The sequence below is a fragment of the Candidatus Latescibacter sp. genome (assembly GCA_030692375.1).
Taxonomy (GTDB): Bacteria; Latescibacterota; Latescibacteria; order Latescibacterales; family Latescibacteraceae; genus JAUYCD01.
This window is the reverse complement of sequence record JAUYCD010000236.1, coordinates 1-8,318: the sequence shown is the minus strand read 5'-3', so window position 1 is coordinate 8,318 and position 8,318 is coordinate 1. Positions and strand designations below refer to the sequence as shown.

At 50.6% G+C, this 8,318-nt stretch carries 9 protein-coding genes; all 9 read right to left on the bottom strand.

Translation table 11 applies throughout. The annotated features are described in order from the left end of the window. A partial coding sequence (locus Q8O92_14380) for a response regulator transcription factor (protein ID MDP2984502.1) occupies positions 1–390 on the bottom strand: 390 nt, incomplete at its 3' end. Positions 391–631: 241 nt separating this feature from the next. Beyond that, positions 632–1,768, bottom strand: coding sequence for an aminotransferase class V-fold PLP-dependent enzyme (locus Q8O92_14375; GenBank protein ID MDP2984501.1), 1,137 nt, complete (start codon positions 1,766–1,768; stop codon positions 632–634). A gap of 206 nt (positions 1,769–1,974) precedes the next feature. Further along, positions 1,975–3,453: a M81 family metallopeptidase gene (locus tag Q8O92_14370; protein ID MDP2984500.1), complete on the bottom strand. Its 1,479-nt coding sequence runs from the start codon at positions 3,451–3,453 to the stop codon at positions 1,975–1,977. Between the two features lie 188 nt (positions 3,454–3,641). Continuing rightward, positions 3,642–4,295, bottom strand: a complete 654-nt coding sequence (locus Q8O92_14365; protein ID MDP2984499.1) for an RraA family protein — start codon at positions 4,293–4,295, stop codon at positions 3,642–3,644. A gap of 439 nt (positions 4,296–4,734) precedes the next feature. Beyond that, positions 4,735–5,532: a 3-methyl-2-oxobutanoate hydroxymethyltransferase gene (gene panB, locus Q8O92_14360; protein ID MDP2984498.1), complete on the bottom strand. Its 798-nt coding sequence runs from the start codon at positions 5,530–5,532 to the stop codon at positions 4,735–4,737. Beyond that, the gene (locus tag Q8O92_14355; GenBank protein ID MDP2984497.1) at positions 5,532–6,188 is read right to left on the bottom strand and encodes a deoxynucleoside kinase; all 657 of its coding nucleotides are present in this window, start codon (positions 6,186–6,188) and stop codon (positions 5,532–5,534) included. Before Q8O92_14355 ends, panB begins: the two co-directional genes overlap by 1 nt. A 14-nt stretch (positions 6,189–6,202) precedes the next feature. Beyond that, complete coding sequence (folK, locus tag Q8O92_14350) at positions 6,203–6,712, bottom strand: 2-amino-4-hydroxy-6-hydroxymethyldihydropteridine diphosphokinase (GenBank protein ID MDP2984496.1); 510 nt, start codon at positions 6,710–6,712, stop codon at positions 6,203–6,205. Further along, a complete protein-coding gene (gene folB, locus Q8O92_14345) occupies positions 6,694–7,056 on the bottom strand; it encodes a dihydroneopterin aldolase (GenBank protein ID MDP2984495.1) in 363 nt (120 codons plus the stop codon). Before folB ends, folK begins: the two co-directional genes overlap by 19 nt. A 556-nt stretch (positions 7,057–7,612) precedes the next feature. Beyond that, complete coding sequence (locus Q8O92_14340) at positions 7,613–8,308, bottom strand: hypothetical protein (GenBank protein ID MDP2984494.1); 696 nt, start codon at positions 8,306–8,308, stop codon at positions 7,613–7,615. Positions 8,309–8,318 lie beyond the last annotated feature (10 nt).

Genomic DNA, 8,318 nt, shown 5'->3' with positions numbered 1-8,318 from the left:
GGGCGGCAAAACTTTTTCACCATCAGCAACCAATCGAATCGTATTAAGAAAATCGTTCGTCGAGGCATCTTTAAGGAGAAACCCCGCTGCTCCCGCTTTTATAAAAGTAACGATATCGGACTGCAATGGAACAATATCCATTATAATCACTTTTGTCTCTGGACAGTTCTTCTTCAACGATTTCATTAATTCAAAACTGTCTTGATTTGGTAAACTGAAATCCAGAAGCAACACACAGGGTTTCAAATCACTAACTTTCGTCAGAGTTGTCTCGCTCTCTCCAAATGCAGCCATCATTTTGAGATCAGGCTGTTTATTGATCATCGCCGTGATACCGTCACGCAGAAGGCGATTATCTTCAATAATTATTAAATTTGTTTTTTTAGTCATGGCGGTTTCAACTCTCAAGTGCAACACGGGTGAATCCGTTTGATTCGCTTTTTACAAATATAACATACTGCTTCTTGAACACAAGCGTTTTTCGTGGCCGGTTTTTCAATCACCCTATGACGAAGGTTTTTTCTTCGCTACAGATATTTAAAAAAGGGCGACGTTTTCTCCGACGCCACTGTTTTTATGGTATTGTTACTTTAAGGCTTTTCCTTTGCGCCTCTGTGTCTTTGTCCCTTCTTTACTTTATTTCCTCTTCCATGAATTTCCGGGTGATGGTTATCATGTGATCTATACGAACAGGATCGGCCGCAAGCCCGAAATGAGCGATGCGGAAGGATATCTTCATTCCCTCCTTGTTCGTCCGTGCGCCATATCCTACCATGGTGTTGTGCTTCATGAGATAGTAATCGCGGACAGCTTCTCCCGATATGCCTTCCGGAGCGATGAACTCGGTCACCACCGGGGAAGCGTAGCGCTGGTCGGCGCCGAGCTTGAATCCGAGTGCCGTCAATCCCTTCTTGAGGCGCTCGCCGGCGGCGCGGAACCTTTCCTGACGGTTCACCAGACCCTCGGCGATGATCTGGTCTATCACCCAGTCCAGAGCATATAACATGGTGGTTGCGCCGGTTACCGGCTGCGGATGCCAGTCATACTGGTCGATATACGCCTTTTTCCAGACCTGGAAATCGAGGATAAATGGCACCCGGCGGCTGGTCATCCGGTCCATGTATTCCCAGGCGCGTTTTCCCACCGCCACCGGCGCCAGTCCGGGAGGAAGCTCCAGGCATTTCTGGCTCGCTCCGGCGACCACATCTGCCCCGGCGTCGTCCATGTCGATCACCACTCCGCCCACACCCGAAACTGCATCCACTAGAACCAGAGCGTCGAATTCACGGGCGATTTCTCCGATGGGAGGAAGCGGGTTCACAACTGCGGTTGAGCTTTCGTTGTGAGTGATGTAGATGAATTGATGGCGTTTCCGTTTCATCTCATCCCGCACCCGGTCAGGATCGATGATTGTTCCATGTTCGCCTTTGACATGGGTGAATCCGATTCCAAGACACTTGAGATTCTTTTCGGCATAGGCGCCGAAACCGCCATTGTTCATGATCAATACATCATCGTCCGGAGTGCATAGGCTTGCGATCATCATGTTGACTGCGGTCGTCCCGCTGCCGTTCGGGATAAACACGTAGCCCTCGCGAATCCCGAACACCATTTTGGCCTTTTCGGTCAGTTGATGATAGAAGGCGGGGAAATCGGTTCCGACATCATAGTGCGGAAAAACCTGATGACCGCACCTCCTGAGCACTTCGTCCGGTACATCCATGGGGCCGGGGATCATGAGCAAAGGTTTTTTCATTATGAATGACATTCTGCATACTCTCCTTTGGTTTTTTTACATGACAACATAAATAAAGCGCTTGTTTTGAGTGTTTAGATCCTGAAACGAGTTCAGGATGACACGTGTCATGCCGAACTTGTTGCCGCTTTGCTGGAACGATGAAGGCGCAGCGCATCTTTTTGCAACCGTTTCGGCATCTATTATGAAAAGAAACGCAATAAAATATGTCGTCCTTTTCAGATATCATCCAGCGGAAACATCGGCCGCCGTATTTTGGTGAAAGTGAAAAGGTTCAGATTAGAAGACGAATACCCCGGGGTATCGCTTTGAATATAGGTATTTGTTACCGGCGGTTTATATGCCTCACGGAAAGCCAGGCCGCCTTTGCAGACAGTCATACGGTAATCTTCCGGATACACGCCGATAGACTTGGCGTGCATGATATTGTTCGGACTTGTGGCCAGGGAGTTCAGCACAATGGTGATGCCTCCCATGTCAATCCGCACGCTGAGCCCCATGTTGTCCACCACGCCCGCCGAATACCCGCCCCATGCCCGGTTCAGGTAAACGCCGTCAGTGACTGTGCGCACCTTTCCGGTGATGCGCACCGGGGGCCCGTAGAGGGGATCGGATTTTCCGCCCACCTCCAGAGTGACAGTTGCTCCCACCCCCGCTTCCGCCGCATGCCGGGCCGCTTCGGGGTCCCAGAGGGGTACAAATGCGCTGTCCACCCCCTGACGGAGAATCTCTCGCAGCAGTGCAGTGCCGTCTCCCGGAGTGCCGCCGCCGATGTTGTCGCCGGAGTCGGCAATAGCGACCGGAGGTTTTTCCGCTTTCATAGCAAGCCGTATAGTTTCCACAGGGCCGGGCAGATCCACAAGGTATTCCCGCCGGTGAGCGAACATCATGTCCCCGAGCTCGTCCGCCAGTTTCTGCGCCAGTTCCGGATCGTTGTCGGTTGTAACCGCTACTCCGGTTCCGGCATATGGAACATCCTGCTGCATGAATCCCTGCGCGGGGCAGGCGGTAATCACTCCGGGGATTTCACGCTCCATCTGGCGGGCGCGGTCCATAACCAGTTTCATGGGCAGGTCATGGGGGAGCACATTAAGCGGCGGACCGATAAGGAGAGGCTGTTTGGAGACAGCCACCAAAGGATGTATTTCGCCGCGCAGAATACGGTTCAAGATCGCTCCCGCTTCACGGCCCCTGTCGGCCATGTCCATGTGGGGATACGTCCGGTATACAACCATGGAGTTTGCGGTGGAAGCCATCAGCGGAGTCAGTGTGGCATGGAAATCAAGAGTAATCACGATGGGTATGTCATCCCCGATGTTTTTACGGATACTCTCCAGGATATATCCCTCGCCGTCATCGTGGTTCGCGCCGACCATGGCACCGTGGAGAGAGAGAAGGATACCATCGACCGGAGTTCGCTTCAAAATATCGAACATAGGGCCGAGGATGGCATCGAATACTTCCTCGGCAACCACGCCGGCAGGCATGGCGGTTCCCAGCGCAGAGGGAACGATTTCAAAGCCGAACCGATCCAGCGCATCGATGAATCCGCCGGTCTCGGTGTTTGTGCCCCTGCGTTTTGAGACTATTTCATCGCCGTAGAAGAGTTCCCTGACCCGGAAATCCTCCAGGCCGGTTGGCAGGGGATTGAACATGTTGGTTTCATGCCGCATCCCGCCGATCATGATACGTTTCATACATTTTCCTTTCAGGAAAACTGAAGTGCCTGAGTGCCTGAGTGCCTGAGTAAAAAGCATTAACTCTGTCTTCTGTTTTCCGCATTCTGCTTTACTTTTTACTTTTTCACTTTGGGCTTTGGAGTATTTTTTTACTTTGTGCCTTTCGACTTAGGCACTTAGGCACTCAGGCACTCAGGCACTTTCTTTCACAGAATTCCATATTTCTCGAAGGTTTTTACCACGCTCGCGCCAGCCCGCAGCTCCTCACGGACGGTGTTTTCGCCCTTAACTTTCTCCCAGGCGCGGGCAATAACCTCATCCGCCATTTCCTGGGGAACCACCACCACGCCGTCCACATCGCCGTAAACCAGATCGCCGGGAAGCACCCGTATTCCGCCGCAGACAATGGGAATATCGCGCTCTTTGCCGTCCATCCGGCCGCAGGAATCGTAAGGAGACAGACTTTTGCAGAAAACGGGGAAATTCAGGCTGACAATTTCACGGTAATCGCGGGCGCCACCGTCCATGATCGCTCCCGGAGATTTCCGCCCGACCGCAGCGTTGCTGAGCAGGCCGCCCCAGAAAGCGGACAGGTCGGGGGCATTGCACTGGGCAACGATGATCTGTCCTTCCTTCAAATCATCGATGACTTCCATCTCCAGTTGGAAAGGTTTTTTGGGGACTTCAGCCACCTTTTCAACATAAACGGTCACTGCTTCGCCCCAGGTCGTCATCGTGGGAACAAGGGGCTTCACCGAGGGATCCATGCATCTCACCCGCACATTCATCCCGTCCATTACATCCATAATAACAGCCGAGTAGCATCTGTCAAGCTTTTCCTTGTACCGGAGATACTTCATCGTTTTCCCTTCCCGCAAAGTATAAGGTGCTAACCATTCCCGAAAAAGCGGAGAAATAAAAGAAATATCCACGAGAGTCAGTTCCCGAATGAGAAACATGCCCCGGAGGATTGTTGCAGCATAAAATTTGTAGTGAAATGTAACTTTGATGATCCGGCAAAAAGTATCTTGTTGCTGCCGTCGCTCTAAAAAACCTCACCCGGCCTTCGGCCACCCTCTCCTAATTAGGAGAGGGCAAGAACAAGGCGCATAATGAGTTACTCCCTCTCCTGACTAGGAGAGGGGGACAGGGGGTGAGGTAAAGAATCACCAGAAAATGAAGTAAAATTTACTTTTTACCGCATCATTAACTTTATAATATAAAAAATAGGGGAGGGATCTTCAAGGATTTTTGAGGGGTAATTCGCGGACTTAGAGAGGGGATTATGGGGTGAGTTTCTCAATAGCTTTCTTCATCGGAGGGGAAGACGCCGGAACGCACCTCTTCAACATACCTTCGGAAAGCTTCACGGGAAAGATCCCCGAGTTCGGCATACCGCCTTACAAACCGGGGTTTAAAACCGCTGAAAAGTCCCAGCATATCGGCGCCCACCAGTATCTGGCCGTCGCACTCAGGCCCGGCGCCGATTCCGATGGTGGGAATAGCGAGCTTCCCGGTAATCTCCGCAGCCAGTTCTCTCGGTATTTTTTCGAGAACGACTGCGAATGCGCCCGCTTCCTGGACCGCACAAGCGTCTTCGATCACCCGAGTACGGTTCTCTTTTCCCTGAACGCCGTAACCGCCGAATACGTTCACCGACTGAGGGGTCATCCCCACATGTCCAAGCACAGGAATGCCGGTATTCACGATGCGCCGCACAGTGTCTCTGATATCCGTCCCGCCTTCCAGTTTCACCGCACGGCATCCGGTTTCCTTTACCATCCTCCCGGCATTCCGCAGGGCATCTTCGGGTGATACCTGGAAGCTCATGAACGGCATATCGATCACTACAAAAGCACGTTTCACTGTGCGGGCCACAATCTCCCCGTGATAGATCATCTGCTCCAGGGTCACCGGCAGCGTGGTATCACGGCCCTGGAAGATATTGGCGAGCGAGTCCCCCACCAATATGAGGTCAATTCCCGATTCATCCAGAAGCTCGGCGAAAACCGCATCATAAGCGGTCAGGGAGGTGATACGGGTCTTTTCGCTTTTCATCCTTTTGAAATCGGTAACGGTAAGGGGCCGTTCGGGCATCACTTTCCTCCGTGGTGATAATAGGTGATCCCATGGTGAGGTTCGATGATTTTCGCTATCAGATCATGGAGATCGCCGGATCGGGTAACAAAATTGATATCGTCGGTGTTGACTATGAATACCGGAGCGGCGGAATAATGGAAAAAGAAATCGTTGTATGCGTTGTTCAGAGCTTCGAGATATTCGCGGGAAATGTTTTTTTCATAGCTCCTCCCCCGCATGGTGATCCTCTTGAGGAGATGGTCGGTCGAGGCCTGCAGATAGACAACCAGCTCGGGCGGAATTATTTTCGGCTCCAGGACGTTGCAGACAGTGTTATACAGGTCGAGTTCGTCGTCATCAAGGGTGACAGAGGCGAAAATCCGGTCCTTCTGAAAGATATAATCCACAATGAGCGGCGAACCGAAAAGGTTCGGGGGCGGGAATTCCATGTGCTGCTTGAACCGTGAGACGAGGAAAAAAAGCTGGGTTTTGAACGCATAATCCCGCGGCGAACGATAAAAGTCCCTGATGAAGGGATTCGTTTCAAAATCCTCGAGAATGGAAATCCCGTTGAAATATTCCGCCAAAAGACGGCAAAGGCTGGTTTTCCCTACACCGATAACCCCTTCGACTGCGATATATCGATACGGGCACTTCTGCGGGCTTTGGTCCATAAGAAGGCTCCAGGTTACTCGAGTTTCAAAGCGCTCATTCTTTTTACTCCCGATTCCTCAACCCCATCCAAAAGCTCCCTGATGCTCAAATCCAGGACAGGATGCACCAGATCAGGAACAATATCCGCCAGGGGCCGGAGCACAAACTCACGTTCATGAAAGAGAGGATGGGGAATAGTCAATTCTTTGGTACTGCTGACCAGATCGCCGTAGATCAGGATATCGATATCGATAATGCGGGGTCCCCAGCGCTCGGTCCGGATACGTCCCATCTCTTTTTCTATCTCCTGGCACACCTTGAGCAGTTTTTTTACCTCTATATCGGTAATAATCTCCACTACCGTATTCAGATATTGCGGCTGACAAGGGCCGCCGACCGGTTCGGTCTCGTAAACAGGGGAAGTTCGGCTGATCTGTACACCCGGCGCATCTTTCAGCTTCCGCAGCGCCTCCCGGAGATGAAGAAACCGGTCGCCCGTGTTGGAACCCAGTCCAAGATATGCTGTCACTGCTTTGTCTCGCATTGCATCTCCACCTCAACAGTATCGAAACCTATTGACAGAGGCGCATTCGGTTTACGGATTCTGACCACGAGCCTGCCTTTTCCTACGCTGTTTCGAAGAGCGTCAATGATTTTCCCGGCCAGCCGCTCCAGGAGATTACAGGATTCTCCCTTCATGACCTCCTCCACGCGTGAGACAATACGGGAATAATCCACCGTATCTTCCAGATGGTCGCTGACCGCGGATTTGGAAAGATCGCGATATAGCTCCACATCCACCTCAAAAAGCTGAGGCCTGGTTTTTTCTTCGGGCAGAACTCCATGCGTTGCAGTAATCTTCAGTCCGAGAACCCGTATTACATCCATGAATCACCAATATAAATATTTTGACAGGAGAGGCTTTTGCAAAAGTCGTTTTATACGTAAAAAAGAAGTCAAGTTGTTTACTACAGCCCCCTATCCCTCTATCCCTTTCCCCCGAAGGGGGCAAGGGAAGTCATTGCTCCACAGTCGATTCCTGCCCACTCCGTGGGAAGGATGTCCGAAGACAGGAAGGGGGCTGTGTCAAACAATCTCGACTTTTGCAAAAGGCTCCAAAGATTCGGATTTGTCAACAAAAATTTTATCAAAGCTGTTTGCTGAAATCGATATCAATGCTCAAGCTGAACGCCAGCCAATCTACCCTTTATAGCTTTGAGGCTGGCGCTACAATGGAAGATGACAACGGAAAGACAAACATGGATTTTTCGTCTGATCAGGTTATCCCTGCATGTGATAATACACAATACAGTGTTTTATACAAATTCGTTCTGGGGATTGTACAAAAGGTATCGAAAAAGGTGTAATGACTACTTACGCCCATGATCACCAGGCAGCGGAAGCCGCAGGTTGTAAATGATCCGTTTAATTGTGATGTTGGACTTTATTCATTAGGTTCCGCGTCTTTCCACTCTTGACGATCAGTAAGATTAAGAAACTGGTCATTGTTTTCACCACGGTCGTGCCGATGCTTGAGTATCCGTGATGCCACCTCATTACATACGGACTTACGCACAGTTTCTATAAATACACTGGTACCGCCTTCAACCTCTCTCTCCTCTTCTGTGTATGTGAGCCATCCCCAGGATGCGAAGTGATCGAGGGCAAATAGATGAGGAACATAGAGATCGGCATCGCAGTAGTCGACGGAGTTAGTAGTTAGCACCTGAAACGCGAGTTTTTCTCCATACCAGACGACACTTTCTCCAACTTTTACAGCAGCCTTTGCCATTACATCGAGATCTATTTGAAAAGCGAGGAAATTGAGTAGGTCATCTCGCCTTAGCTGCGTACTCCAACTGCCAAAATGGTAGGCGAGCTCTTCCCGATAGCGTTCAATCTCAGCTCGTACCAACCCCTTGCTCTGACTTGTCCTTGAATCATATTCATTATGATGCTCAAGACAGAGGAAGGCCAAATTTTCAATACTATTGTTGTTTATATCCCTATCCAAGTGAGCTATTTGCCCATTTTTGAATGCATCGTCACGATTAAGGCCAAAGCATAAACAGCAGCGACGGCGGCTTTGTACTAAGACTTCGGCCTGTGTTGAATTCGGAATTTTCTTGCGCAGAGTCATGTGAACTCCC